At 60.3% G+C, this 25,753-nt stretch carries 27 protein-coding genes; 17 read left to right on the top strand and 10 right to left on the bottom strand.

Annotation, left to right across the window (positions count from 1 at the left end):
• Nucleotides 1–65 precede the first annotated feature (65 nt).
• The 5 genes from L0Y14_RS09190 to L0Y14_RS09170 all read left to right on the top strand — a co-directional run bounded on the left by L0Y14_RS09190 (nt 66) and on the right by L0Y14_RS09170 (nt 6,172).
• Complete coding sequence (locus L0Y14_RS09190) at nt 66–2,051, top strand: SLC13 family permease (RefSeq protein ID WP_005958747.1); 1,986 nt, start codon at nt 66–68, stop codon at nt 2,049–2,051.
• 99 nt (nt 2,052–2,150) lie between these two features.
• Nucleotides 2,151–2,306, top strand: coding sequence for a hypothetical protein (locus tag L0Y14_RS09185; RefSeq protein ID WP_006473727.1), 156 nt, complete (start codon nt 2,151–2,153; stop codon nt 2,304–2,306).
• Between the two features lie 134 nt (nt 2,307–2,440).
• Nucleotides 2,441–2,968 carry a hypothetical protein gene (locus L0Y14_RS09180; protein WP_005958745.1) on the top strand — a complete coding sequence of 176 codons (528 nt, stop codon included), beginning with the start codon at nt 2,441–2,443 and terminating at the stop codon, nt 2,966–2,968.
• 250 nt (nt 2,969–3,218) lie between these two features.
• A complete protein-coding gene (locus tag L0Y14_RS09175) occupies nt 3,219–5,075 on the top strand; it encodes a DUF4382 domain-containing protein (RefSeq protein WP_006473728.1) in 1,857 nt (618 codons plus the stop codon).
• A 155-nt stretch (nt 5,076–5,230) separates the two neighbouring features.
• Nucleotides 5,231–6,172: a metallophosphoesterase gene (locus L0Y14_RS09170; protein WP_005958743.1), complete on the top strand. Its 942-nt coding sequence runs from the start codon at nt 5,231–5,233 to the stop codon at nt 6,170–6,172.
• Between the two features lie 58 nt (nt 6,173–6,230).
• On the opposite strand, the gene L0Y14_RS09165 is transcribed toward L0Y14_RS09170, so the two are convergent.
• Nucleotides 6,231–6,722, bottom strand: coding sequence for a CDP-archaeol synthase (locus L0Y14_RS09165; protein WP_005958742.1), 492 nt, complete (start codon nt 6,720–6,722; stop codon nt 6,231–6,233).
• Between the two features lie 171 nt (nt 6,723–6,893).
• Between L0Y14_RS09165 and L0Y14_RS09160 the strand changes: the two genes are divergently transcribed.
• On the top strand, nt 6,894–7,619 hold the full coding sequence (locus L0Y14_RS09160) for a hypothetical protein (protein WP_005958741.1): 726 nt from the start codon (nt 6,894–6,896) through the stop codon (nt 7,617–7,619).
• 26 nt (nt 7,620–7,645) lie between these two features.
• Entirely contained in the window at nt 7,646–7,990 is a 345-nt protein-coding gene (locus L0Y14_RS16750; protein ID WP_005958740.1) for a hypothetical protein, read from the top strand.
• Between the two features lie 287 nt (nt 7,991–8,277).
• On the opposite strand, the gene htpX is transcribed toward L0Y14_RS16750, so the two are convergent.
• A complete protein-coding gene (htpX, locus tag L0Y14_RS09150) occupies nt 8,278–9,135 on the bottom strand; it encodes a zinc metalloprotease HtpX (RefSeq protein ID WP_005958739.1) in 858 nt (285 codons plus the stop codon).
• A gap of 112 nt (nt 9,136–9,247) precedes the next feature.
• On the opposite strand from htpX, the gene L0Y14_RS09145 reads away from it, so the two are divergent.
• The 6 genes from L0Y14_RS09145 (at nt 9,248) to L0Y14_RS09120 (ending at nt 14,363) form a co-directional block, all read left to right on the top strand.
• The gene (locus tag L0Y14_RS09145; protein WP_005958738.1) at nt 9,248–10,303 is read left to right on the top strand and encodes a methyltransferase domain-containing protein; all 1,056 of its coding nucleotides are present in this window, start codon (nt 9,248–9,250) and stop codon (nt 10,301–10,303) included.
• Nucleotides 10,272–10,973, top strand: coding sequence for a paraquat-inducible protein A (locus tag L0Y14_RS09140; RefSeq protein WP_006473731.1), 702 nt, complete (start codon nt 10,272–10,274; stop codon nt 10,971–10,973). The genes L0Y14_RS09145 and L0Y14_RS09140 overlap by 32 nt, the downstream gene beginning before the upstream one ends.
• A gap of 7 nt (nt 10,974–10,980) precedes the next feature.
• On the top strand, nt 10,981–11,154 hold the full coding sequence (locus L0Y14_RS09135) for a paraquat-inducible protein A (protein ID WP_005958736.1): 174 nt from the start codon (nt 10,981–10,983) through the stop codon (nt 11,152–11,154).
• Between the two features lie 870 nt (nt 11,155–12,024).
• On the top strand, nt 12,025–12,816 hold the full coding sequence (locus L0Y14_RS09130; protein ID WP_005958735.1) for a phosphocholine cytidylyltransferase family protein: 792 nt from the start codon (nt 12,025–12,027) through the stop codon (nt 12,814–12,816).
• A 67-nt stretch (nt 12,817–12,883) separates the two neighbouring features.
• A complete protein-coding gene (locus L0Y14_RS09125) occupies nt 12,884–13,621 on the top strand; it encodes a class I SAM-dependent methyltransferase (RefSeq protein WP_240991562.1) in 738 nt (245 codons plus the stop codon).
• Between the two features lie 70 nt (nt 13,622–13,691).
• Nucleotides 13,692–14,363, top strand: a complete 672-nt coding sequence (locus L0Y14_RS09120) for a CDP-alcohol phosphatidyltransferase family protein (protein WP_039959515.1) — start codon at nt 13,692–13,694, stop codon at nt 14,361–14,363.
• Nucleotides 14,364–14,446: 83 nt separating this feature from the next.
• On the opposite strand, the gene L0Y14_RS09115 is transcribed toward L0Y14_RS09120, so the two are convergent.
• On the bottom strand, nt 14,447–14,818 hold the full coding sequence (locus L0Y14_RS09115) for a YajD family HNH nuclease (protein WP_005958733.1): 372 nt from the start codon (nt 14,816–14,818) through the stop codon (nt 14,447–14,449).
• Nucleotides 14,819–14,949: 131 nt separating this feature from the next.
• On the bottom strand, nt 14,950–15,894 hold the full coding sequence (gene hemF, locus L0Y14_RS09110) for an oxygen-dependent coproporphyrinogen oxidase (RefSeq protein ID WP_006473735.1): 945 nt from the start codon (nt 15,892–15,894) through the stop codon (nt 14,950–14,952).
• 238 nt (nt 15,895–16,132) lie between these two features.
• Here hemF and L0Y14_RS09105 point away from each other — a divergent pair, with 238 nt between their 5' ends.
• Entirely contained in the window at nt 16,133–16,900 is a 768-nt protein-coding gene (locus tag L0Y14_RS09105; RefSeq protein ID WP_006473736.1) for an HAD family hydrolase, read from the top strand.
• A 24-nt stretch (nt 16,901–16,924) separates the two neighbouring features.
• Nucleotides 16,925–18,061, top strand: coding sequence for a pyridoxal phosphate-dependent aminotransferase (locus L0Y14_RS09100; protein ID WP_039959511.1), 1,137 nt, complete (start codon nt 16,925–16,927; stop codon nt 18,059–18,061).
• 79 nt (nt 18,062–18,140) lie between these two features.
• On the opposite strand, the gene L0Y14_RS09095 is transcribed toward L0Y14_RS09100, so the two are convergent.
• The 6 genes from L0Y14_RS09095 to yaaA all read right to left on the bottom strand — a co-directional run bounded on the left by L0Y14_RS09095 (nt 18,141) and on the right by yaaA (nt 24,483).
• Nucleotides 18,141–19,352, bottom strand: a complete 1,212-nt coding sequence (locus L0Y14_RS09095; protein ID WP_005958729.1) for an ABC transporter permease — start codon at nt 19,350–19,352, stop codon at nt 18,141–18,143.
• A 4-nt stretch (nt 19,353–19,356) separates the two neighbouring features.
• Nucleotides 19,357–20,133: an ABC transporter ATP-binding protein gene (locus tag L0Y14_RS09090; RefSeq protein WP_006473737.1), complete on the bottom strand. Its 777-nt coding sequence runs from the start codon at nt 20,131–20,133 to the stop codon at nt 19,357–19,359.
• On the bottom strand, nt 20,133–22,133 hold the full coding sequence (locus L0Y14_RS09085) for a vWA domain-containing protein (protein WP_005958727.1): 2,001 nt from the start codon (nt 22,131–22,133) through the stop codon (nt 20,133–20,135). Before L0Y14_RS09085 ends, L0Y14_RS09090 begins: the two co-directional genes overlap by 1 nt.
• Before the next feature lie 15 nt (nt 22,134–22,148).
• A complete protein-coding gene (locus L0Y14_RS09080) occupies nt 22,149–22,775 on the bottom strand; it encodes a hypothetical protein (protein WP_006473738.1) in 627 nt (208 codons plus the stop codon).
• Between the two features lie 173 nt (nt 22,776–22,948).
• Nucleotides 22,949–23,737 carry a TatD family hydrolase gene (locus tag L0Y14_RS09075; RefSeq protein ID WP_005958725.1) on the bottom strand — a complete coding sequence of 263 codons (789 nt, stop codon included), beginning with the start codon at nt 23,735–23,737 and terminating at the stop codon, nt 22,949–22,951.
• A complete protein-coding gene (gene yaaA / locus L0Y14_RS09070; RefSeq protein ID WP_005958723.1) occupies nt 23,716–24,483 on the bottom strand; it encodes a peroxide stress protein YaaA in 768 nt (255 codons plus the stop codon). The genes L0Y14_RS09075 and yaaA overlap by 22 nt, the downstream gene beginning before the upstream one ends.
• A 148-nt stretch (nt 24,484–24,631) precedes the next feature.
• On the opposite strand from yaaA, the gene L0Y14_RS09065 reads away from it, so the two are divergent.
• Nucleotides 24,632–24,919 (top strand): hypothetical protein, encoded by a 288-nt coding sequence (locus L0Y14_RS09065; protein ID WP_006473739.1) that lies wholly within the window; start codon nt 24,632–24,634, stop codon nt 24,917–24,919.
• A gap of 16 nt (nt 24,920–24,935) precedes the next feature.
• Nucleotides 24,936–25,751, top strand: coding sequence for an exodeoxyribonuclease III (gene xthA, locus L0Y14_RS09060; RefSeq protein ID WP_005958719.1), 816 nt, complete (start codon nt 24,936–24,938; stop codon nt 25,749–25,751).
• Nucleotides 25,752–25,753: the final 2 nt, after the last annotated feature.

Genomic DNA, 25,753 nt, shown 5'->3' with positions numbered 1-25,753 from the left:
TCTTCTTGCCGCTGGTGCGGCGGGATTGAGCGGATTTTTGCTGGGCTGACAAAGGAGGAAAGGTCTTGATCTCACTTGCCGATGAGGAGCGCATGGTCGCGCAGGCCAAGGGCCTGGATCGCAAGCAATGGATTGCGGCCGCGATATTCGCGGTTATTGCCCTCTACATGGCAAAGGTGGTGCCTAGTATCGAGATCGCCTGGGTTAGCGGCCTGCTGCTCTTTACCATCTATCTATTCGCCTTTGAGGTGGTGGGAGTGGATGTGGCCGCCACCACGGTGATGGTGTTATTGGGGCTGACCTCTCTGCTGGCGCCCGTCATGGGGCTGGCACAGGGTCTGGTCGACACCCAGCATCTGTTCGATGGCTTCTCCTCCAATGCGGTGATTTCGATCATCGCGGTTATGATCATCGGCGCCGGTCTCGACAAGACCGGTATCATGAGCCGGGTGGCCAGCTTCATCCTGAAGGTCGGTGGCAGCGGTGAGGCGCGCATCATCCCCATCATCTCCAGCACCGTCGGTGTCATCTCCTCGTTTATGCAGAATGTCGGCGCCGCCGCGCTGTTTCTGCCGGTGGTCTCACGTATCTCTGCCCGTTCCGGGCTGCCGATGTCACGCCTGCTGATGCCGATGGGGTTCTGCGCCATTCTCGGCGGCACCATCACGATGGTGGGATCGAGTCCCCTGATCCTGCTCAACGATCTGATTCTCACCTCCAACCAGGCGCTGCCAGCGGAACAGCAGATGACGACCTGGTCGCTCTTCTCCGTCACCCCGGTGGGGCTGGCCCTGGTGGCGACCGGCATCATCTATTTCGTATTGGCCGGTCGGTTTGTGCTGCCGGCTAGCGGGAACGAGAGCAGCACCAGTGGCTCCGATCCGATGAAGTATTTCCAGGATGTCTACGGCATCAACTATTCCCTATCGGAACTGGTGGTGCCGGACACCAGCCCTCTGGTGGGTAAGCGACTGGATGATGTGGAGACCAAATACCGGGTGCGGGTGATCGCCAGTAAACGTCTTGGCGAGGAGACCCGAGTCGGTCCGGGCACCCTGGCCCGCACCACCGAGATCCAGAGGGGGATGGTGTTGGGGCTGGTGGCCGACCCCTGTGATCTCGACCACTTCATCGAAAAGTATGCTCTGAAACAGCGCCAGGGGCTGCGCAGTTTCGCCGAGGCCCTGGCTCCCACCAAGGCCGGTATCGCTGAGGTGGTGATACCGCCCGGTTCCAGTCTGATCGGCAAGAGTGCCCGTGATGTCTGGATGCGCAAGAGTTATGGCCTGGCGATGGTTGGTCTGCACCGCAACGGCAAGACGCTGCATGAGGGCGATGAGATCCGCAACACCCCCTTTCAGGCCGGCGACACTCTAGTGGTGCATACCGCCTGGGATGCCCTGACCCGCATCGAGAAGGACCGCAACTTTGTGCTGGTGACCACCGAGTATCCCCATGAGGAACTGCGTCCGCAGAAGATCGGCTATGCACTGTTGTTCTTTTCTGTTGCTCTGGGACTGGTGTTGTTCACCGATCTGCGCCTCTCGGTGGCGCTGCTCACCGGCGCTATAGGCATGGTGCTCTGCGGGGTGCTCAGCATCGAAGAGGCCTACGAGGCCGTGAGCTGGAAGACGGTGTTCCTGCTGGCCTCACTGATCCCCCTAGGGTTGGCGGTCGAGACCACCGGTACGGCAAAGTGGATCGCCGAACAGGTGCTTGAGGTGGTGGGGCAGATGCCGACCTGGGTGATCCAGGCGGCAGTGGCGCTGCTGTCGACCTTCTTTACCCTGGTGATGTCGAATGTGGGTGCCACGGTGTTGTTGGTGCCGTTGGCGGTGAATATTGCCATCGGCGCGGATGCCGACCCCGCCGTGTTCGCCCTGACCGTGGCCATCGCCACCTCCAACTCCTTTCTGATCCCGACCCATCAGGTCAATGCCCTGATCATGGGGCCAGGTGGTTACCGTGTGCCAGACTTCATGCGCGCAGGCGGCATCATGACCCTGCTGTTCTTGGTGGTGATGATGCTGATGATGAATGTGGTCTTCTGATGGAGTGGTGGGTTTGGTCTTGAAGTCTCTCATCTTGAAGTCGGCCGGGCGCTCAGTGAGGTATCAAGTATTGTCCACTTCAAGCGGAGTGCATGGGTGATGGACAAGAGATTCAAACGACTACGCAAGCCGTTGATCCTGGCGGCAGTGGTGATCTGGATTGGCTATGTCTTTCTGGCCAATGGTGCAGGAGCGGGTGTTATGACAATGATTTTTCTGCTGCTGATGATCACAGCTATGAACATCGAGTTTTGAGACGGCCGGTACCGGATGATGCGTGCGCAGTGTGCGTGGAACTCGGCAACCGTTCCTGGCAGTGCCGTTGGTGTGCTGCTACTGGTTGATTCATCGGGCCTGTTTTTTTATCGCCGGAATCCGCGGAGAGAAGCATGTTGAAAGGCATCAAAGAGATATTGAAGACGATGGGCGAGGCGTTGACCTATGCGGATGCTGGGGAGATGCTCCTTGCGGAACAGAAGGCCGAGGTGCTGGCCCGTTCCACGCGATTCATTCCGGGCATAGCCGATACAGTGCAGCCCAGTGTGGTCTTGGCCGGCGATGAGGTATTTGGCCCCGTGGCGGTGGAGCGTGCGATTGCCTTGTGTCGTGAGAAAAATGCGATGCTGGATCTTCTTTACGTCTCGCCACAAGGTGGTACGGCAACCATCGGTCTGGCGGAGGTGTTGACTCGCCTGGAAGGGGAGATCGATCTGGATTTCCAGGTGACGCGCCGGCATGGTGATCTGCTCGTCGAGCTAGACAACCATCTTCGCACACGCCAAGCGGTTCATGAGGTCGTGCTTGATGTCAGCGAAGGCCTTCGCTCTCGAGCCGAAACGTACCGGCGCACCGAACAATGGCCTCGAACCTCGAGTCGCCCGGAAGTGGTGCTGACGGACGATGCGGTCCATGTCTGATGGTTGAGGGCGCCGTGAATTCATCCTTGAAGGCTTGATGGCTGCATCCCTGCTGCCGATACCTCGGCAATCAGACAGATCACCACCAATCATTTGGTGGCCGGGTCGATAATCTCCCAGCCAGCGGCTTGTGATGGATGTCACGCCGCCGTACTCAATCCCTGTCAACCGATCTCCTTCAGCTGCGTTGTTCTGACTACAGGCGTCGATCCGGTCGCCTTTGAGTCAGTTCAAACAGAGGAGAACTGTTGTGGATAGCAAAGATTTCAGTGTTTTTAGGGCAGGTGGCGCGGCGTTGCGGCGCTTCCTGCAGTTGGGTTCACTGCTGGCAGCGATCGGCTTTGCCGCACTGCTGGGTGGCTGTGGTGGTGGCTCGGTCGAAGGGGAGAGCGGTGATGTCTGGGTTGGTCTGACCGATGCGGCGGGCGACTTTGCCACCTACACGGTTGATGTCACCGCCATCACCCTGACCAAGGCGAATGGCGAGGTGGTGGAGACCCTGCCGCTACAGACCACTGTTGACTTTGCCCAGTATGTCGATATGACCGAGTTTCTCACCGCCGCCACCGTGCCCTCGGGCTTCTATGTGGCGGGCACCCTGTCGCTCGACTATAGCAACGCAGTGATCCAGGTGGAGAACGCGGCGGGTGAGATCGTTGATGTGGATCGGCTGATCGACAGTGACGGCAACCTGGTTACCAGTCTGGATGTAGAGGTCAAGCTGGAGGAGCACAACCGGCTGCTGATCGCCCCTGGCATCCCCGCCAATCTGACCCTCGACTTCGACCTCAACGCCTCCCACCGCACCGAGTTCGGCAGTGAGGTGGTGACCACCATCGAGCCAGTGCTGATCGCCGAGGTGGATGCCGAGCGGCCCAAGCCCCATCGGGTGCGTGGTCCGCTAAAGCAGGTCAATGAGGCCGCCGGTAGTTACACGGTCGTGATGCGTCCGTTCCATCATCGTCTGACCAATGACGAACGTTTCGGCACCCTGCAGATAGAGACCACCGACACCACCCAGTTCGAGATTGATGGCCAGAGCTATACCGGCACGGCAGGGCTGAGCGCACTGGCGGCGATGCCGACCTTCTCTGCCACCATCGCGGTGGGTGATCTGAAGTTTGGCCCGCGCCGCTTCGAGGCAACCGAGGTCTATGCTGGCTCCAGCGTGCCCGGCGGCGACAGCGACGTGGTCACTGGTGATGTGGTCGCACGTAGCGGCGACATCCTCACTGTCAAAGGTGCAACCCTGGTGCGTAGCGACGGCAGCGTGATCTTCCGCGACCAGGTGAGCGTGACCCTGGGTGACAACACCCAGGTGAAGAAGCAGCTCTCCAGCGGCGACTTCAGCAAGGATGAGATCTCGGTCGGCCAGCGGCTGCGGGTCTTTGGCACTCTTACCGAGACCACCCCCGGCGCCCTGACGATGGATGCCAGCGAGGGTCTGGTACGGATGCACCTGACCACCCTGCGCGGCACTGTTGCCGAGAACAGTGTGGACGGCTTCGCCATGGTGGTGGACCGCTTCAGCCATCGCAAGGCCGAAGCGTTCGACTTCAGCGGCACTGGCATCACAGCGGAGCAGGATGCCGATCCCAACCACTACGAGATTGATACCTCGAGCCTCAACACCTCCAGCTTTGCCATCGCCGCAGCGATGCGGGCACGTGGCTTCGTCACCCCCTTTGGCAGTGCCCCGGCCGACTTCACCGCCCAGACCCTGGAGGATCTCTCGGCCCTGCCGGCGGTACTGGTGGTGAGCTGGGATCCAGCCAGCGCCGCCGGGGTGAGCATTGTCGACCAGAGCCTACTGCTCAACCTGGAAGGGGTGGGGCGTTTCCACCACATCAGCCAGGCCGGTGCGCGCATCGATCTGCTGGGGCTGGAAGGTGACTTCATGGTGGTCCAGGGCTCCAATGAGGTGGGCCTCTACTCGATCGTCCAGCCCGATGGACCGGTGGCACTGCACACCAGCTTTGCCGCGTTCCTCGCTGATCTGCAGTCGCGCCTCGACAACGGTGTCGCAGTGCGGCGGCTGCTGGCCCCTGGCAGCTATGTTGGGGAGATGAGCCATGCAGCGCGGCGGATGATCATCCAGGTCGAATAATCGATTTCATGTTGGGAGTCAGCGGGCGGCTCAGGCCGCTCGTTTTTTCTGCCTATGGAAGACGCGCAGCACCGCCGCATCAAATCCCGCAACCTTTGTTCCGTAATCGTGATTCGAAGCTGGTGAAGAGTCTGCTTCCGGGTTAGATTTGAAGCATGGAGCAGGAGATCAGGCAACAGTTGGAACAGCGCCTTGGCAGGCTGCATGCTCGCCTGCGGCTGGGTATTGAGGAGGAGACCAAGCCCAGGGTCTTCGGCAACGGCATCAACTTTTTCCACCCGGAGAACTGGTATTCGGTCCACTCGCTGATCCGTAACAGCCTGCGCCTGGTGGGGCTCTATCGCCGGGGACTGCGCAACACCCTCGATATCCAAGTGCGCCGTCACGAGGTGACGATCAAGGGACTGTCGCCAGAGTTCGACGGCTACACCCTGCTGCAGCTGAGCGACATCCATGCCGATATCTATCCCCCGGCGGTCCACGCGATGGTTGAGACGGTGCGGGAGCTGGAGTACGACGCCTGCGTGCTCACCGGCGACTACCGGGCCCAGACCCATGGGCCGGTGGAGGCGGCAATCGAGTGGATGGGTGTGCTGATGAGCGGGTTGCGCCAGCCGGTTTACGGGGTGCTGGGAAACCATGACAGTGTCACCATGCTACCGGCGCTGGAGGCGATGGGCATTCGCATGCTGCTCAATGAACATCAGTTCATCGAGCGGGGGGAGGCGCGAATCTATCTGGTGGGAATCGATGACGCTCATTACTTCCGAGTCGACAATATTGAGAAGGCGGCCCACGCGATCCCGCTGGAGGCGGTCTCGATCCTGCTCAGCCACACCCCGGAGATCTATCGTCAGGCAGCCCATGCTGGGTTCAATCTGATGCTCTGCGGCCATACTCATGGTGGCCAGATCTGTCTGCCGGGCGGTATTCCCATCACCCTCGATGCCAAGTGCCCGCGCTACATGGGCTCAGGTCCCTGGGACTACAATGGCATGCGTGGCTACACCTCCGTCGGCACCGGTAGCAGCATAGTCAACGTGCGCCTCAACTGCCCGCCGGAGGTAACCCTGCATCGGCTGCGGGCCGCCCTATAGACAGGTCGGACCGCGTCCGACATCATCCTTCCATTATGCGCGGTGGCCACGGGACGCCCTAATAGGGGTGGCGCCGGATGTGCAACCAGAACAGCACCCTGGAGAGCAGCAACTCGGTGATGAAGAAGAGCACAACCAGTAGCGCCAGCTGTGTCAGCGGTAGCTCGATCAGCAGCCGACAGGCGAGTAGCGGAAGCAGCGATTCGGGGATCTGATCCAGGCCCAGCGCCATGCTGCTCGAGGGCATCCCCAGACGCCGCTTGATGAAACTGGAGCTGATGTCACCGAGCATCGCAAACAGGGCAATGACCAACCCGAGCAGCCAGCCCAGACCGAGCAGCAGTGATACCAGTGGTGTCAGCAGCAGTGCTGCGATGACGCCACGCCAGGTCTTGGAGGGACCGAGCAGGGGTTGGCCGCTGGCGAGCCTGTGGCCTCTATCGATCGGGTGGTTGAAGCCCGAGTGCAACAGCTCCCGCGCCAGCAGCGGGGCACCGTTGGTCGTTAGCAACAGCAGTAGCAGCAGGAGTTGGTCGGTTGTGATCCACATAGGCAGGCTCCTTATGGGACAGTCTAACCGGACGGCCTGACAAGTCTATCGGGACAGGCCCGTCCCCCTGTCTGCTGACTGTAGATAAAACTGATCCTGAACAATGACCTACAGGTGGATTATGTTAGTCTGACTCAGTCATATGCGTGCAGTTGAGGCGGGGCCTGCAAGATGAAAGCTGTTTTCTACCGGATATCGCTGATTGTTTCTCTATTGATCCTTCCGCTGTCGTTGCTGGCTGAGCCCCTACCCTGGGAGGGCCTGATGCAGGATGGCAGCCGAATCTCCATCGACCCGCAAACCAACAAGGCGAGTCGCAGCGCGCAAGGCGAGAGTCAGCCGCTCTGGGACGGGGTGCACCAGCTCGACAACGGTGCGGTGATCATCGTGCGTGACGGGGTGGTGGTGATGGATGCGGAGTTGTTGGAGTCCCATGAGCGACAGCAGCGGGAGATGGAACAGGTGGCCTGCATGCAACTGGTGCGTAAGGTATGCGGGATCCACAATGAGTGCCAGAAGCATCCCGCCTGTGATCCGGCAAGGCAGCTGCTGTCCCTGGAGAAGGAAGAATTACGCAACCGCGGGCTCAACCCGATTTGGCAGGGTGTGGAACTCGACAGCCGTCGCCTCTGTCTGGATGCGCTTAACAACGAGAACTATTTCCAGGTCTGCACCAAGCGGCGCAGTACCAACCGGAAGAGCCCCTGTCAGGCGCTGCAGAAGCAGGTCTGCGGCAGCCGCGGCCAGTGCGCACGCACCCAGGCTTGCGATGCGGCGCGGCAGCTGCTCGGCATGGAGCGGGAAGAGCTGGTACAGGTGCCGAGCGGGTTGACCCAGAGTGGTGCCGAGTGCCGTGAGGCGATGGAGGAGGGGCGTTTCTTCAAACCCTGTGAGTAGCCTCTTTTAGTGTCACAGTTGGCTGCATGGCAAAAAATAAGCCGTGCAGCCGGCGGCAGCTGCTATGCCCTTCGGTAGATGTTGCTTCCCTCTTTGATCGACTCCAGAACCTGAAGCTCTCTGATTTTTACTGGCTCAACGGCCATCGGGTCGGCGGAGAGTGCCGTTATGTCTGCCAGCTTGCCTGCTTCCAGGGTGCCCTTGCGAGCTTCCTGAAATTCTGCCAGGCGGCATCTGCGGTAATCGCACGCATCGCTTCAAACGGTGTAAAGCGCTCTTCCGGCCCCAGCTCCTTAGCGCTGGTAGTGACCCGGTTGACGGCGCTCCAGGCAACATTGCGCATTTCGATGCCGGTGATCGGCGCATCGTGATGCAGGGTGATTTTTAAGTTGCGGTCGAAAGCCGAGCGGGCGGGGTCGATGCGCGCCGCCCCATGCCGAGAAATGCGCCAGCGGCTGCGCTGCCCTTCAGGAATTCACACATTCACGCTGGGTCAACTCCAGCCCCGCGTTATCCAGCATGTCGATGAGAGTCGAGTTACAGGCGCAGCCGTAGTGAATATGCTCAGATATGGGGTTTCCCTTTGTGATTCTTGATTCCAGAGGGCTATTTTACACCTCACCCCGCCTTGATCTCATGCTGGCTGGACGGGGTGGCCTCACCCCCGACCGTAGGCGGCATTCTCCAGGCGGCGGATACGCTCCTCCAGGGGCGGATGGGTGGCGAACAGCTGCGCTAGGTTGCGCCCGCTGAGGGGGTTGACGATGAACAGATGGGCCGAGGCGGGGTGGCTTTCCGCCTCCGGCATCGGGATCCGTTGGCTCGCCTGCCCCAGCTTGCGCAGGGCGCTAGCCAGCCACAATGGGTTGCCGCAGATCGCCGCGCCCTCGGCATCCGCCACATACTCACGGGAGCGGGAGATCGCCATCTGGATCAGCGAGGCGGCGATCGGCGCCAGGATCATCATCAGGATCGCCGCAAACGGGTTGCTGTTCTCCCCGTCGCTACTGCGCATGCCAAACAGCATTGCGAACTGTGCCATGTTGGCCAGCATCGCGATCGCCCCGCCGATGGTGGCGGCAATCGCCATGGTCAGGGTGTCGCGGTGTTTGACATGGGCCAGCTCGTGGGCCATCACCCCAGCCAGCTCCTCGCGGCTCATCATGCGCAGCAGACCGTGGGTGGCGGCCACCGCCGCGTGCTGCGGATCGCGTCCGGTGGCGAAGGCGTTGGGGGCCTGCTCTGGCAGTAGGTAGACCTTGGGCATTGGCATCCCAGCGCGGCTGGAGAGCTCACGCACCACATCATAGAGCACCGGCGCTTCGGCGGGGCTGGCAGGCTGGGCGCGATAGATCTTCAGCACCAGCTGGTCGGAGTACCAGTAGGAGGCGAAGTTCATCACTGCGGCCAGGATCAGGGCGATCACCAGCCCGGTCTGGCCGCCCATTGCCTGTCCGGCCACCAGTAGCAGCCCGGTCAGCGCCGCCAGCAGCAAGGTTGTGCGGATTCCACTCATAATTCTGTGTTTGCTCCATTCGACTGAGGCTTGGATTCGTAATAATGTGGGCCGCCCTAATCCTTTTCAAGTGGGCGACACGGCGAGTTCAGGCCCGGGAGTATGAAGATTCATGAAAGATTCGGTGAAGGCCTATTACGGCCAGGAGCTGCAGGGCAGTCACGATCTCAAGACCAATGCCTGCTGCACCGATGCGCAGATGCCACAGCGGCTGCGCAAGGCGCTGGCGAATGTGCACGACGAGGTGATGGCGCGCTACTACGGTTGCGGCCTGGTGGCGCCCGACCTGCTGCAGGGGATGCGCATCCTCGACCTGGGCAGCGGCTCCGGACGCGACTGTTACGCGCTGGCGCAGATGGTCGGTGAGAGCGGCTATGTGCTGGGGGTCGACATGACTGAGGAGCAGTTGGCGGTGGCGAATCGCCATCTCGACTGGCACCGGGAGCGTTTTGGCTATGCCCGCAGCAATGTGGAATTCCGTCTCGGTCACATTGAACAGCTTGATATGCTGGGTCTGGAGGATGAAAGCTTCGATATCATCGTCTCCAACTGTGTGATCAACCTCTCCCCCGACAAGGAGGCGGTGCTGCGCGAGGCCTACCGGCTGCTCAAGCCTGGCGGCGAACTCTACTTCTCCGATGTCTACGCCGACCGCCGCGTGCCCCAGGCGCTGCTCGAAGACCCAGTGCTCTACGGTGAGTGCCTGAGCGGCGCGCTCTACTGGAACGACTTTCAGAACCTGGCGAAAAAGGTGGGCTTTGCCGACCCGCGGCTGGTGGAAGACAGGCCGATCACCATCGACAACGCCGATATCGAGCAGAAGATCGGCCACATCGGCTTCTGGTCGGCCACCTACCGGCTGTTCAAGCTGGAGGGGCTGGAGCCGGCCTGCGAGGACTACGGCCAGGCGGTGGTCTACAAGGGTGGCATCGAGGGCAGCGAGGAGTCGTTTCTACTCGACGGCCACCATCTGATCCAGAAGGGCAAGATGTTCCTGGTCTGCGGCAACACCTACCGGATGCTCAACGAGACTCGCTTCCGCGATTATTTCGACTTCTATGGGAGTTGGCAAACCCACTTCGGCATCTTTGACGACTGCGGTAGCAGCACCCCCTTCGGTGAAGGAGAGGCGGGTGATGGTGGCTCCGGCGGGGGCAGTTGTTGTTGAGCCGATAGTGAGCCGGGCCTATCTTTGGGCGGCGATCGTTGCGCTGGCGCTGTTTCTGCTGCTGTGCAGTTGGCTGACCTGGCAGCAGGCCCATGCCTACGAACGGGAGACGCTCTATATCGTGCAGCAACTGGAGGCCGGCAACCGGCTGGAGTCGGTGGGACGGGAGTGGCTGGAGACGCTGACCTTGGGACTCTACGACAGCAGCGAAGCGGAGTCGCAGCAGACGCAGGGGTTGTATCAGCACAAGCAACTGCAGCAGGCCTACAAGGAGTCGGTAGAATGGCTACTGGCAGCCTTTGTTCTCACCGCGGCAGGGCTGTTTCTGCTCAGCTGGCTGCTGAATCGGCGTTGGATCGACCTGGGTTACACGATGCTGATAGTGGCGTTGCTCTCGCTGCTGGTCGGACTGACCACACCGATTCTCTCGGTGGAGGCGAGTAAGGAATTGCCACTGCTGGGAGAGACGGTGTTCCAGTTCAAGTCGAAGGGCATCCTTTCCACCATCGGCGCGCTGTGGCAGAACGGCAATCTGTGGTTGGCGTTGCTGCTGTTTCTGTTCAGCGTGGTATTGCCGTTTCTCAAGACCTTGCTGGTGACCATTACCCTAGTGGAATTCAGAGCACCACCTGATCCGTCGCGGCCTGCACTTCAGCCACCAGATCGGTAAATGGTCGATGGCGGATGTCTTCGTGGTGGCGATCCTGGTGGCCTACTTTGCCAACAGCGGCCAGGACCTGACCGAGGCCGAGGTGCAGGTTGGGCTAGTCTACTTTGCCGCCTATGTGGTGTTGTCACTGCTCGGCACCCAGCTGGTGGTGCGACAGCTCGCCGCCACCAAGCTGGGCTGATCCTTGGTGGCTATCAGTCGCCTTGAGATTGGTACAGCGGTTGTGGAACGAGGCTTCGGTTAGTCTGGCCGCTCGCAGCTGGCTTGGTTAAGTCAGCGCATTATCGTGTCCCTGCGTCAACGCTGTTTATGCATTCCGCTCCATGATGTCTTATTCCAATCCCGGCAGTCTATGAAAGGTTTGGATAAACGCATCTAACCTGCGGGTAATCTATTGCCAACGCTCCTGGGAATGCTTCTGAGTTTGATATCGTGGCCTAAATGCGCTAAACTCGCCTAGTTCTGCGGCGTTCTTGCCCTCCTTAATGTTTCTTCCTGCCGATAGTTGCCGCATTCAAGATCAGGTGGCGTAGTTTCCACTGTAATCATCGCGCACCGCCAAATGCGCTAGTTGTTCGATGTGCGGCGAAGTGGCGAATGTCGATATTTCTGCACAAGGATGCAGAGAGAAAAAGCATACGCAACGCTACCGCAACCGGAATGCTAATCGTATGGATTGTGGCGTATCCATATGCAACGGAATTGACCCTTCAACGGATGCTAAACGGAATATCGAACATGTGTAAATGGCTGCAAGGATCCTGAGAAGAATTCGAGTAGTGGATCAGGGAGGCCGCCGGGGCGGACCTTCGCTGGTGCGTTAGCCCACGGGATGCCAAAGCCAACAGGGAGAGGGTTGCCAGCCTCGTTCCGAATGATATCAGAAGTAACGGGGGTATTTTCCCCGATAAAGAATACCTTTATCGAGAGAGCGTGAAGGAGACAAAAAATGATGTGACCAGGATCAAGATTACAGGTGTTTGGCGCCGGAAACTGTGCCCGTTTTTGAACCAGAGATTGCAGTGAACCACTCACTCAGCGAGGGCCGATTATGACTGATTTTAACCGCTCAACCACCGCACTTTTGCTTGCCGCAGGGACGGGAAGCCGCCTGCGGCCATTGACCCAAAATGCGCCAAAGTGCCTCACCGAGGTCGGCGGCCGCCCGATCCTCGATCGTTTGATTCACAACCTGCGGGCAAAGGGGATTGAGCGGCTGGTGGTGGTAGTTGGACACCAGGGCGACCAAATCCGTGAATTTCTGCGTCACAATGCGGGCGGCATACGGGTCGATTACGTTTTCAATGCCGAGTACCGAACCACCAACAACCTCTATTCCCTGTGGCTGGCCCGGCAGCAGGTTCAGGAACCGTTCCTGCTGTTAGAAAGTGATCTGGTTTTTGAGGCTGAGATGCTGGACGGCATGCTCTATCCGGACAGAATCGCAATTTCCCACCTTCGTCCCTGGATGAATGGCACTACGGTGGTACTTGGCTCCGAGAGTCGGGTTACGGCTTTTCGCCCCGACTGCGGCGAATGCGATATGCCCCGGTATAAGACGGTGAACATCTACAGTCTGTCGATGAAGACTTGGCAGACGATGGAAGAAAGGTTGAGTGGCTACGTTTCGGATGGCAGGCTTGGCGTGTATTACGAGACCGTATTCGCGGACATGGTCGCCGACGATTCGCTCGCGTTCGAAGCGGTCTTCTTCAACGCAGACCGGTGGTACGAAATCGATACTCTGGTGGACCTGGACGAAGCGGAAAAGCTGTTTGGCGCTCCCAGTCCCGCTACGGACCGTTCCCTTGTCAGTCTCGAGTCGATGGCCATTCATGCCTGAGATCGACCACGCTGCGGTCAGTCGCTATTGGGCCGGGGTTAGATCATCGATCCTCGGGCCATATAGGATGGATGACTTCGGTTTTCCGGTGGGTGCGGGCCATTTTCGTTTCCGAGCGGAATCTCGGATCGTTTGGCGGCTACTCCAGGGTGTGAATCCGAATGGCACGGTTCTCGACCTTGGATGTGGTGTTGGATATTGGGCCGCAGCATTCGCTCGATGCTTCTCCCGCGTAGTCGCCGTCGAGGGTAGCGGCGCACTCTACCAGGCATTGGAGGCGCGATCCGCCGCCTACCCGAACATTCGTCCGGTACTCGGCAATGTCCTGTCGTTCGAACCCGATGCTCACTACTGCCTGATTTTTCTCGGTGGCCTGCTCATGTACCTTGATGAAGAAGACGTGATCGCCCTGTTGGGGAGGCTGGTTGCAAGCCTCGAGCCGGGTGGGATCATTCTGTGTCGCGAGTCCACTGTCCGGGGGGGAACCGAGACGTATGCGGGTGACTATCCGGTTGTCTACCGATCCATGCAGAATTACAGGCGGATCTTCAGGCAATGCGGATTGACGGTTCGGCATGCCGAACGGAATGAACCTTACGTCCTCATGCAGATGGGGTGTGAACTGATCAAAAAATGGAAGGGACTCGTGCCGGAGTCGGCTCAGATGCTACAGATTGTTGGCCCTTTGACCTATTGGGTGATGCGACTGGGAAATCCCTGGTTGAATCGTTTACCCAAGGCACTGGAAATCCCGTTCCCGAAGCTGGAAAACCATTTTTTCGTACTTGAAACGGAGGCAGCCTGAACATTCATAAGGCGCGGTTATTTTCGCGGCTTGGCGGGCTAACTAAATTCACCCTGATGTGGAGGTAAAGATGGAAAAAATGCAGAAAAACTTCCTTTACCGGAACCTAGCCAATGTGACATCGATTCTCGGTGTACTGCCTCTGGTATTACTGTTCCTTGATGACGGCTACCGTTACGTCATCCCGTTAATCATCTTCAATAATGTCATGGACGACCTCGATGGCGTTCTGGCCGGCAAACTGAATATCCGGAGCCGCTTCGGCGCCGATCTTGATAACGTTTGCGACGCTGTCGCTCACGTTGCCTTGGCGCTGGCGGTTGGCGCGCATTTCGGCGGCATGATCCTGATTGCAAGTGCAATCGCGGCGGGTTCGGTCATCATCCGCGCCACTTCCCGGCTCAATCCCGAAGCTGTCTCCGGGGGAGGGTCGCCGACTAATGAACTCATGCGTCACCTGCTGTTCATTCTGCTGCTTGAACAACCCTTAGGGTTCGAGCCTGGGAGTTTGCTAATCCCGCTGTTTCTGCTGCATACCATATCAATGCTCGTGCCCTACAAGATGCCCGCGCTCATCCGGGGGTGGTCCAAGTCGGTCATTGCGATTGGCACGGTCAATGTGACGCTGATAGCCGCATGGCTCATTCCGTCAGCCACGTTGTTTATCGCGGGGGCCTTCGTCGTGACCTATATGTATTCCTTCATCGTGGAAGGGGCCCGCTGGCTAAGGCGCTCTGAATGAACCTGGGCGAAGCAGATTGGGATTCAGAAAAGTGTCGGATGCTGGACCCAAGGTGCGAGTTTACGATTCGTTCAGATGGCTCCCTAATCCTCTTTTTCCATCAGGGATTTGAGGGCGGCAAACGGATTGTGGCTCGACTCTTTTGCACTACCTGATGAGGACTCACCGCTGCCGTCACTGTCGAGATAGCGGGAGTGTTCGTTGTCGTGGCAGTAGAGGCAGAGCAGCTCCCAGTTGCTGCCGTTCGGTGGGTTATAGTCGTGGTCGTGGTTTCTATGGTGCACGGTCAGCTCATGCACGTTGGCGCGGGTGAATTCGCGCCGGCAGCGGCCGCAGATCCAGGGGTACATCTTCAGCGCTTTTTCCCGGTAGCCCTGCTCGCGCTGTTCGCGGTTGTTGCGGGCCTCGGCGACGATCTGGTCGAGCTTATTGTGGTCTGGAGTCTTGTCTGCCATGGATTGTGGTCCTCCTGTGGCCTCTCTCTTTGTTTATAACGCGGCAATTAAACATGGCACATGTATAGGTCGTGCCGTGCCCGACATTATCCTTGATTGCAATCGATTATACGCGGCGGCCAGGGGGCGCCCTATATCTCTTCCTCGGGGTCGGCCCAAGCCCTGGGTTTGAGGTATTTGGTATAGAGTTCGGCCTCTTCAGTGCCGGGCTCCGGCTGCCAATTGTACCGCCACTTCACTGCGGGCGGCATCGACATCAGGATCGATTCGGTTCGTCCGCCCGACTGCAGTCCGAACAGGGTGCCTCTGTCGTAGAGCAGGTTGAACTCCACATAGCGGCCGCGCCGGTAGAGCTGAAAATCCCGCTGCCGCGGTCCATATTCAGTGGCTTTGCGCCGTTCGACGATGGGCAGATAGGCCTCGATATAACCGTCGCCCACACTTTGCATGAACTGGAAGCATCGTTCAAAGCCCCACGCGTTCAGGTCATCGAAGAAGAGCCCACCGATGCCACGCGGCTCCTGGCGGTGTTTGAGGTAGAAATAGTCGTCGCACTGCTGCTTCAGGTGCGGGTAGAGGTCGCTTCCAAAAGGTTCGCAGATAGCTCTGGCGCTCTGGTGCCAGTGGTGGCAGTCCTCCTCATTGCCGTAGTAGGGGGTCAGGTCAAAACCACCGCCGAACCACCAGACTGGATCGGCGTCTTCGTGCTCCGCGATGAAGAAACGCACATTGGCATGGGAGGTGGGGAGATAGGGGTTCTGCGGATGAATGACGATGGAGAGGCCCATCGCCTCAAAGGCGCGTCCGGTTAGCTCCGGGCGGTGGGTGCTGGCGGAGCCCGGCAGCTGCTTGCCGCTGACATGGGAGAAGTTGACGCCGGCCTGTTCAAACACTGTCCCATCCTGCAGTACACAGCTGATGCCACCGCCCCCCAGCCCGCCATCGCCCTCCCGTTGCCAGGCATCGGGGACAAATCGGGCAGTCTCTCCGGTCTCCTCCAGCGCGCGGCAGATCTTCTGCTGCAGGCGTTTCAGATAGTTGCTGACACTCTCTTTATCGATAATCTCGTGAGGCATACTGGATCTCTTGCTGACAAAATATCTGGATACCCCATCTGTTTCGCCCATGTGCTCTGCTGGAGGGGGTGAGGTTTGAATAGACCATTGTCTTTTATATTCAGGTGCATCCTCCCATCTTTTTTGTGTGGCAGGGCAGATTCGCTAAGCCGCTGCCTGATTCCCGCTGGGATGGAAGGTGAAAGGGGGCGAGGCATTGGGTAAGCTAGGCCGGTTTTTGCATTTGTGGAGAGAATCGATGGCAGAGTTGCAAGCCCTGATCTTTGACGTGGACGGAACCCTGGCCGATACCGAGCGGGATGGCCACCGAGTGGCCTTCAACAAGGCGTTTGCCGATGCTGGGCTCGACTGGGATTGGTCAGTGGAGTTGTATGGTCAGCTGCTGGAGGTTACCGGCGGCAAGGAGCGCATCCGCTTCTATCTGGATCACTTCAACACGGGATTCGAGCGTCCCGATGACCTGGATAGTTTCATTGCCGATCTGCACAAGAAAAAGACCGCTCACTACACCAACATGCTGGCCGAAGGTGCCATTCCCATGCGCAGCGGCGTGAAGCGGCTGCTGCAGGAGGCGCGTGAGGCCGGGCTGCGACTGGCGATCGCCACCACTACCACTCCGGCCAATGTTGGTGCGCTGCTGCAGCACAGCCTGGATGCGGATGCTGAGGGTTGGTTCGAGGTGATCGCCGCTGGTGATATCGTGCCGGCGAAGAAGCCCGCCCCTGATATCTACAGCTGGGCAATGCAGCAGATGGATATCAGCCCGGACGTCTGTGTTGCCTTTGAGGACTCTGAAAACGGCGTCAAATCTGCTGTCGGCGCAGGCATCAACACGGTGCTGGTGACCACCAATGACTACACTGAGGATCACGACTTCAACGGCGCCGAACTGGTGCTGGATCAGCTCGGTGAGCCGGGTGATGGTTTCCGGGTCATCAGCGGCGATGCGGGTGGTGCCGATCATGTCGATCTGGCGCTGCTGCGCCGCTTCCACGCCGGAGCCTGAGCAGTGGTACAGATCGCTGACCGGATGGCACGCATCCAGCCCTTCTATGTAATGGATCTGCTGGCCCGTGCCCGTGGCCTGGAAGCTCAGGGGCGCTCGATCATCCATATGGAGATCGGCGAGCCTGACTTCCCCACTCCGGCACCGATCGTGGCGGCGGGGCAGGCGGCGTTGGCCTCTGGCGAGACCCACTACACCCCGGCCAAGGGATTGCCGGCGCTGCGCGAGGCGATTGCCGGCTTCTACCGTCACCGCTATGGGGTGGAGCTGGATCCACAGCGAGTGATCGTCACCCCTGGCTCCTCAGGTGCCCTGCAGCTGGTGATGAGTGTGCTGGTCAATCCTGGGCAGAGCGTGCTGATGGCCGATCCGGGCTACCCATGTAACCGTCACTTTGTGGAGCTGGTTGAGGGCACGCCGTTGGGCATCCCGGTGGGAGCTGATACCGGCTATCAGCTCACCGCCGAGCTGGTGGAACAACACTGGCGCGAGGATAGCTGCGCGGTGCTGGTCGCCTCACCCGCCAACCCCACCGGCACCCTGTTGTCGCAGTCGCAGCTGAAGGCACTGCACCGTACGGTGCAGCGGCTTGGCGGGGTGTTGATCGTCGATGAGATCTATCAGGGGCTGGTCTACGATGGGGAGGGCGGCACTGCGCTGGCGCTGGCGGACGACCTGTTCGTGCTCAACAGCTTCTCCAAGTTCTTCGGCATGACCGGCTGGCGGCTCGGCTGGCTGGTGGCCCCTGAAGCGGTGGTCGATCCCCTCGACCGGTTGGCGCAGAATATCTTTCTCGCCGCCCCGACCCTCTCGCAACATGCGGCTTTGGTGGCTTTCTCGCCAGAGGTGATGGAGATTCTCGAAGTGCGCCGGCTGGAGTTTCAGCGGCGCCGCGACTTTCTACTACCGGCGCTGCGCGGACTGGGGTTCGACCTGCCAGTGACCCCCCAAGGCGCCTTCTATCTCTACGCCGGCTGTGAGGCGATCAGTGATGACAGTGCCGCGCTGGCGGAGCGACTGCTGGGGGAGGCAGGGGTGGCGGTGACGCCGGGGCTCGACTTTGGCTTCAATCGCCCCGAGAGTCATCTGCGCTTCGCCTACACTACTGGCCTGGAGCGGCTCGAGCAGGGAGTCGAGCGGTTGCATCGGTTCCTGCTATAGGTCGGGCCGCGCCCGACACCATTCTTGTTTTCAATCGACGACAGGCGGCGGCCATGGGCCGCCCTATGTCTTGCCAAGTTCAGATCTCGCGCAGCCCCTCGGAGGGTTCGATGCGTGCCGCCCGGTAGCCGGCGATGGCGGAGGCGAGGATCGCCGTGCCGGCGGTGATGCCCAGGGCGACCAGCAGGTGCTCCGGCAGCAGTCGGCAGACGCTCTCGCCGTTCTGCATCTGTGGCGCGAAGCGGTCGTTGATCAACCAGGCGACGCCGAAGTAGATCAGCACCGCGCTGAGCCAGCCGAGCAGCGCGGTGAAGATCGACTGGAGCATCGGAAACCAGACGATGTCGCCGGTACGAAACCCGACCAGCCGCAGCACGCTCAACTCCTTGCGCTTGCGATCCACATTGGCCCACAGGCTGGCGCTGAGGGAGAAGGCGAAGCCCACCAGGCCGATCACCGCAATTAGCCAGAACACCAGGCTCAGATTCTTGTCCATATCGCGCACGATCTCGATATCTGCGGCGCGGGTGCGAACCTCGATGCCCTGGCTCTGGAAACTGTTGCTGAGTGGCTCCACATCGTAGATCGAGCGGGCATAGAGGCGGAAGCCGGGATAGGTGCGCTGATCGGGGTTGCTTTGGTTACCGGACCAGCCGAGCGCCGGGACCGCATGGCCGTCGCGGAAATCCTCCATTGACTCCAGCAGATAGACTGGGGCAAATGCGCCGTCGCGGCCAAATGCCCCGGCACGGGCGATATCCACCACCGTCAGGTCTACGTGCACTCGCTCGCTCTTGCCACGGAAGCGCCGTGCCAGGCTGCCGCTGATAGTGTCGCCCTTTTTGACCTTGAGCTTGCGCGCCGCCGACTCCGAGAGCACCAGTTGGCGCAGCGTGTCGGGGGTGTCCAGACTCTGTAGCAGTGGGTCGCCGCGCTCGGTGGGGATCATCTCCACGGTGACGATCTGCGGCGCATTCTTGCTCTTCAGCTGCAGGGTGGCGGCAATGGAGCGGGTGCGCGGCACGATGAAGGCGACCTGCGGGCGTTGGCGCAGGGTCTCGATCCAACTGCGATCGTAGTGGCCGCTGCCGATCGGGCGGATCTCGCGGTTGCGTGGGTCATCGATCAGCTGATCGACCATGCTGCCGACGATGCCAAACTTTAGCCCGAACAGCACCAGCATCGGTCCCAGTACGGCGGCCAGGGCGAGGACAAAGAAGCTCGACATCTGCCATTCGTTGCGGTAGTCGCGGCTCGCCAGCCAGAGGATGTTTTTGAAACGTTTCAACATGGCATTAACCAGTGACCACGGTCTCGGTGGTCCTGCCGCTCTTGCTGCGGCGGGTGTGGTGGGAGAGGTGGCGCAGGCCGAGCCGGTTGATATGGCGCCAGGCGTGGCTGGCGACGATCACCGTGATGTGCAGCTCCTCTACCAGTTCGATGAACAGCGACATGATCTTCTCCGCCGCGATTGGGTCGAGAGAGGCGGTGGGTTCGTCGGCGATGACAATGGAGGGGCGATGTGCCAGGGCGCGGCCGATCGCCACCCGCTGACGCTCGCCCACCGAGAGTTGGTGCGGCAGTTTGTTCAGATGGCGCTTGATGCCTAGGTCATGGGCTAGCTCCTCCACCAGGTCGTCATCGGGGAGCTGCAGCAGGCGCCGCGACAGGCCGATGTTGTCGCGCACCGTCAGGTAGGGCAGCAGGCCGCCGGTCTGCATCACGTAGCCGATGCGCTGGCGGCGCAGGTCGCCGAGTTGGTTGAGCTGGTGTTTGCGCCAGTGTTCGGCCACATCCAATGGTGTGCTGCCACGCTCCGCACGGAAGCGGAAGGAGCCGCTCTCGGTTGGTTGCAGGATCATCGCCAGCATGTCGAGCAGGGTGCTTTTGCCGCTGCCGCTCTCGCCGATCACGGCGACCTTTTCACCCAGCGCGATCTGCAGGCTGGGCACCTTGAGCCGGAACCGGCTGCCCTCAACTTCGCGGGTCTTGACCACGTCGCGCAGGTGATAGATCAGGGTTCGCTCGCCGTTCTGGCGGCTGGTCGGGTTGGGGTCTTGTTGTTGATTCACTAAGGGAGCATTTCGATGGCCAGGGGGAACACCGAGTCGCCGTCGATGGGACCGCCGTCTAGGGAGACCCAAAGGTCGGTGTGGTCGTGCAGCACCTGGTAGTAGTTGATCTTCTCTTCCAGCCGGTGGATGAACTCCAGCTGTTGCTGGGCCGGCCAATCCTGCCAGTTCTCCAGCGACAGGTCCATCACCTCGCCGGTGTAGGGCAGATCCTCGATATATTCGCGCATGAAGCCCATGTCGGCAAGGTTGCCGGCGCGGGCGCCACTGACCCGGGTGGTGCTGCCAAGCTGCTGCGGGTCGCGGGCGATGGTGGCGGCCAGGCTCTTCAGGTCGTTGAGGAAGTTGCGTGGCGACAGCAGCCCCTCTTCGGCAGTCTCCAGTACCTGACGCATGATGCTGTGCAGATCGCTGAGCTGATCGCGGCTCAGCAGCACCCGGATATCGAGGGTCTGGCGCGTCGGGTCGCTGAGATCCCGGTCTACCAGCCAGGCGTTGAACAGATTTGGTATCTGCTGTTCCTGATCGCGCTGCAGATAGCGCATGCGCAGCGCATAGCCGAGCTTCGCCACCTTTGCCTGGAATTCGGCCAGCTGGCTCTGATCCTCGTCCGGCTCTGCTCTCTGCGCCATTTCCACAGGGGGCTGGATCGGCTGCAGCTGGCGCCCGGCGGCGGCCATGGCGGCGATCTTTACCTGATCGGTGATTTGGTGGGCGAGGGAGTCCAGCACCCGACCGAAGCGCTGCACATCGCCGGTCTTGACGCCAAAGTAGAAGCTGCCGATGCCGGGGTAGTGGGAGAGGTCGCGGTATTTCTGCTCCGCCTTGGCATGGTTGGCGTAGGGGGTAGGGGTGAGTAGGTGCAGCACCGACAGGGCGATGCCCTTGTTGCGCGCCAGCCGGTTGAGGGACTCGGCGCTGAGGCCGGTGCCGGAGAGCGGGTCGCTGGCTTCACGTGGGCCGGCATCGGTGATCAGTACCACGTAGCGGGCATCCTGACCCCGCCAGTCGATGCTGTCGATGGCGTCGTAGACCCCGGCGTAGCTATCTTCGATGAAGCCCTTGCTGGAGGCGGTGGCCGCCTTCAGCGACTCAACCGCGCCAAAGAAGCCAGCGGCGTCTTTGCCCTGCTCCAGATCGACATAGACTCGCGAACGGTACTCCAGCTCTGGCACCGCATCGGTGCTGTCACGAAACGCCACCAGGCCGAAGCTGACATCGCCGGTGAGTTCCTCGCGGGTGATCACATCGTAGATCTTGCGCACCGCCTTGCGGGTGCGATCGATGTAGGGGTCCATGGAGAGGGTGGAGTCGATGACAAACACCACGCCGGAGCGGAACCGGCGTAGCGGCGCAGCTGGTGTAGCCGGCTGCTGTGGTTTGGGCTGGGCCTGTTTGCGTGACTCCAGGGGCACGCTGGAGACCTGCAGCAGGCGCGCCGGTTCGCTACCCAGGTAGATATCCTCGTGGCTGCGGATCGGCACCAGGTAGAAATCCTGCAGGATGTCCACATGGTTGCTCGGCTGGATCGCGATCACCGGTGAGTCGGCGGGCAGCTGGCCGCTCTCGGCTGCTGAATAGAGTTCGCGATAGACGGCTGGATCGTCCGCTTCGATCAGCTGCTTCAGCTCATTATTGTCGCGAAATAGCAGTACCCGGTCGTGGCCCAGCGGCTCACGGAAGGCAACGGTGAGACCCTGATTCCAGGGGATCAGTTCGTGCTCCCGGATCCAGCCCCGCAGATCGCCGTGGCGGTTGATACCGACCTGCAGCCACTGCTGGCCGGCCTGTTCGCGGCGCTGATAGATGTAGTAGGCAGTGAAAGGTTTGGTGGGCTCGCCGATGTCTGCTCCCGGGCTCTGGAAGATCAACGCGCCGGGTTTGTTGAGCATGCGCTGGTAGAGCGACTGTTTGCCCGGCATCAGCAGCGGGCGGCTGTTCTCCGCAGCGACGTTGGTGACAAACAGGCAGAGGATGAGGACAAACGCACTGAATCGCATAGCTATGGACAGATCCTAACGCCAGTTCAACAGCAGCCGGCGGGCATTGCCATCACCCTCGGCGGCGGCCTGCTCAATGTGTGAGCGCAACACGGCCAGCCGTTCTTCCGCTTGCTCCACGCCGCTCTGCCGTGCAAGCGAGTACCATTTGAATGCCTGTAGCGGGTCGGGTTCCTGGATTGGCGTACTGCCGGTAGTGAAGTGGGCCGGATCGTGAAGTTCGCCGAGCAGCATGGCGGAGGGGCCATGGCCGTTGCGGGCGTTGAAGAAGAGCAACAGATAAGCGTCGGTGACCCGGCCCTGCTGCTGCAGCTCTAGGGCGCGGTTCAGTAAGCTGTCGGCATCCAGCTGCTGTTGGCCATTGCGCAGGGCGGCAATCAACGCCCGGGCGATCTCGCCATCCGCTTGTTGTGCAGGTATTTCGAGACGCGCGGAGGAGACCGCTGGCGTAACCGGCGATGGGGACTCTGCAGTGCCTGATGGGCTGGTTGCGCCCGCCTCACGATGGATCGGAGCGATCGGCGACGGGGGTACGATGCCGCTGTCGGTCTGCTCACTGTCGGGGGTGGAGGTGAGCCAGATCAGCGTTAGCAGGATCACCGCGATACCGATGGCGAGGCGGATGCGCCCATTACCCTTCAAACCCGGGCTGCCCGCAAAATCCTGCGGAATTCTCGATTCGGATGTCGTCATTCTGTGCCGGCGGTAGTGCTGCCGACGGATGCTCAAAGCCGCCGGTAGATCGGGTGGGCAAGCCACTCTTGCTGTCGTCTTGGACGCCCAATTTGACCAGAACGCCCCATGAAAATCCACCACTAAGGCGGGGCTTCCAGACCAAACAGCTGCTCGGTGTTGCACCGGGTCTGCTGTGCGATCTGTTGCGGATCTTCGTTGTTCCTGAGTTGTGCCAGAGTCTGCAGCACCAGCGGCAGGTAGGCGGGTTCGTTGCGCTCGCCACGATGTTGGCTGAGCGGCTGATCGGGGGAGTCGGTCTCCAGCAGGATCGACTCCAGTGGCAGGCTCTGCACCAACCGGCGCAGCTTGTTCGCCCGCTCATAGGTAATAGGCCCGCCGAAGCTGAAGCTGAAGCCCATCTCGATCAGCCGGTGTGCCTGCTGCTTACTGCCGGAGTAGCTGTGGAAGACACCGTGCAGGCCGGGAAATTGCTTAAGGGTGTTGATGCAGGCCTCCACTGCCCGCCGGGCGTGGATGATCACGGGCAGTTGGTAGTGGTGAGCCAGCTCCAGTTGGGCCTCGAAGTAGAACTGCTGCAGCCGGGGCTGCGGATTGTCGATGAAGAGATCGAGGCCGCACTCGCCGATCGCCACCGGCCGTTCCTGTCTGACCCACTCCGCCAGCTGCTCGAGGTGTGACCGCTGATGTTCTGCAACAAACATTGGATGCAGGCCGTAGGCGGGGTGTAGCCCTGGATAGTCGCGGCAGACCTGCAGCTGGCGTGGCCACCACTCGGCCTTGATACCGGCGATGATCTGACTGGTGACGCCGGCAGCGTGGGCGCGCTGCAGTGCTGCCTCCCGATCGCCATCGAAACGCTGGTCGTCGAAGTGGCTGTGGGAATCGATTAGCCGCGGCTGAAGACCCATATATCTCCCTGGGAAAGGGTCTGATTAAAGCGGTAGCCGTCCTGGTCAAACTGCTTGATCGCCTGCGGATCGTGAAGACGATTATCGATGATGTAGCGGCTCATTACACCCCGCGCCCGCTTGGCGTAGACGCCGATCATGCGGTAGCTGCCGTTTTTGTACTCCTTGAACTGCGGGGTGATGATGCGTCCCGCTAGCAGCTGCGGCTTGATCGACTTGAAATATTCGTTGGAGGCGAGATTGATCAGGATATCATCGCCCTGTTCGGCCAGATCCTGGTTGATCGCCTCGGTGATCTTGCTGCCCCAGAAGGCGTAGAGATCCTTGCCGTTTTTGTTGGGTAGTTTGGTACCCATCTCCAGCCGGTAGGGTTGCATTAGGTCGAGCGGGCGTAGCACCCCGTAGAGGCCGGAGAGGATGCGCAGGTGTTGCTGGGCGAAGTCGAGACCAGCCTGTGACATCGACTCCGCATCCAACCCGGTATAGACGTCACCCTTCATCGCCAGCGCCGCCTGTTTGGCATTTTTCGGGGTGAAATCCCTGTGCCACTCGTGGTAGCGCTCGAAGTTGAGATTGGCCAGCTTCATGCTGAGCTTCATCAGCTCCGCCAGATCCAGCGCCGAGTAGTTGCGCAGGATGTTGATCAGCCGCTGCGACTCGTCGAGAAAATGTGGGAGGCTATGGTGTTCGGTTACTGGGGGGGTGGTGTAGTCGAGGGTCTTGGCGGGGGAGATGACAATCAGCATGTTTTATTTTGATTTGGTGATTTTATGCCCCCATGATCGCTATAGCTGTACAGAAAAACAACCGTAATTCTAGCATGGGTATAGTGAGCTAGAGCCTGACCAGACCCCATGCTAGGCTTGCCGCTGTCTTGCAGAACAAGGTGACAGGGTGGACCGGGACAAACGCATACAACAGCTGCTGGATCTGGTGGGGCGGCTCTATGCCGAGACCGGCGAACTGAGCGAGTCCGATGGTGATCTGCAGCTCTGGTACAACCGGGGGTACGCCAATGGCATGATCCAGGTGCTGCGAGAGCTGGGGGCGGCGGATCAGATTGCAGCGCGGGTCGAGGCCGATACCGCCGACCGGCTGGCCGGTCAGGAGTTTCTGCCTTGGGGCAAGGCCTATTTGCATGGCTTCGAGATGGGTGACAGAGAGACCCGGGAAGTTTTGTAGTGCAGGAATCGAAGCGATGAAGATTGTCTCATTCAACACCAACGGCATCCGTACTCGCGAGCACCAGCTGCAGCAGCTGAAACAGCGTCATGATCCGGATGTGATCGGTATCCAGGAGAGCAAGGTCCAAGACCAGGACTTCCCGCTGGAGATGACCAGCGCGCTGGGTTTCAACGCCGCCTACTTTGGCCAGAAGACCCATTACGGCGTGGCGCTGCTCTCGAAGCAGGCGCCGTTGTCGCTGCAGAAGGGCTTCCCCGGCGACCCGGTGGACGCCCAACGGCGCATGATCATCGGCCGTTTTGCCACTGACAAGGGCAATCAGGTGACGGTCATCAATGGTTACTTCCCGCAGGGTGAGAACCAGTCTCACGAGGTCAAATATCCGGCTAAGCGCAAGTTCTACGCCGATCTGCTCGTCTATCTGCAACAGCATCACAGCCCAGACGACAATCTGCTGGTGATCGGCGATATGAACATCGCACCGCTCGACCTCGACATCGGCATCGGTCCGGACAACGCTAAACGCTGGCTGAAGAGCGGCAAGTGCTGTTTTCTGCCAGAGGAGCGGGAGTGGCTGCAGCGGCTCACGGATTGGGGCCTGCACGATACCTTCCGCGGCCACTATCCCGAGGTGGATGACCGCTTCAGTTGGTTCGACTACCGCAGTCGCGGCTTCGACCGCGAACCCAAGCGCGGTCTGCGCATCGATCTAATCCTGGCCAGTGCCAGCCTTAATGCCGCTTGCAGCGATGCCGGCATCGACTATGAGATCCGTGGCATGCAGAAGCCTTCCGACCACTGCCCGATCTGGGCCGAATTTGATATCTGATC

It is taken from the genome of Candidatus Endoriftia persephonae (genome assembly GCF_023733635.1).
In the GTDB taxonomy this organism is placed as follows: domain Bacteria; phylum Pseudomonadota; class Gammaproteobacteria; order Chromatiales; family Chromatiaceae; genus Endoriftia; species Endoriftia persephonae.
Note: the sequence above shows the minus strand (reverse complement) of the source record. Positions and strands in the feature narration are given on the sequence as shown.